The 999-nt window shown below is 39.5% G+C and carries 2 pseudogenes; both read left to right on the top strand.

The window, feature by feature from the left end:
* A pseudogene (locus DYY65_RS08950) lies at window positions 1–194 on the top strand (archaeal heat shock protein Hsp20); the annotation flags it as partial.
* Between the two features lie 182 nt (window positions 195–376).
* A pseudogene (locus DYY65_RS12540) lies at window positions 377–999 on the top strand (AAA family ATPase); the annotation flags it as partial.

Raw genomic sequence — 999 nt, 5'->3', positions numbered from 1 at the left:
TCCAGGTTAACCTGGCAGATAAATACGTTAGCATACACGCAGAAAAAGGAGACAAGAAATATCACACTGACATACCTTTGAATGTTGAGATAGCAGATTCTGCAAAAGCGATATACACAAACGGGATACTAGAACTTAAGATAAAATTGAAAGAAGCTTCTAAGCCAAAGGGTAAAGCAATAAAGGTCGAATAATGAAGGAAGGAGGGAAGAAAGTACAAACGTCTCTATTTGTTTTGAATTTGAATCTGAATCTGAATGTGAGTTTTGTGGGGTGAAATAGTAAAAATGGTTGATAACGAAAAGGTTGATCATGATAAAAAAGTTTCATTAAAAATAGCAGAGACAAATCCTAAGTTTGTTGGTAGAGGAGTATTATGGAAGAAATGCAATTGTCTACTGGTGATGTAATAGAGATCTCTGGAAGGAAGAAGACATTTGTTCTATTATGGTCGGGACAATCTACTGACTATGGATCTGGGTTAATACGGATTGATGGATATACTCGTAGCAACGTTGGCTTGGGCATAGATGATAAGATAACGATTCGGAAAGTTTCCAATATAGCAAAGGCTGAGCAGGTCATTATTGCTCCAGTTGAGGAACTCAGTATCGTAGGTCTAGAAGATTACCTGCCAGAGTTACTTGAAGGCCGTGCAGTCGCTAAAGGAGATGTAATCCCTGTAAATATCATGGGAAGAAAAATTGGTTTCATAATAACTAACACATCTCCACTTTCTACTGGTAATACCGCAATAGTCCTTGACGCGAATACTGAGTATATTATAGGAGTAGCGAAGTCCGACATCAAAGGGGGAGGAGTCCCGAGGATCACTTATGAGGACATTGGAGGCCTTAAAAACGAAGTCCAAAAGGTTCGTGAGATGATAGAATTACCTTTGCGTCATCCAGAGATCTTTGAGAGAATCGGTATAGAAGCTCCCAAAGGAGTATTACTGTTTGGTCCTCCTGGAACCGGCAAGACCTTGTTGGCAAAAGC

The sequence above is a fragment of the Nitrososphaera sp. AFS genome (assembly GCF_009898475.1).
Classification (GTDB): domain Archaea; phylum Thermoproteota; class Nitrososphaeria; order Nitrososphaerales; family Nitrososphaeraceae; genus Nitrosopolaris.
The sequence above is the reverse complement of the archived record's forward strand: the minus strand, read 5'-3'. Positions and strand labels throughout refer to the sequence as shown.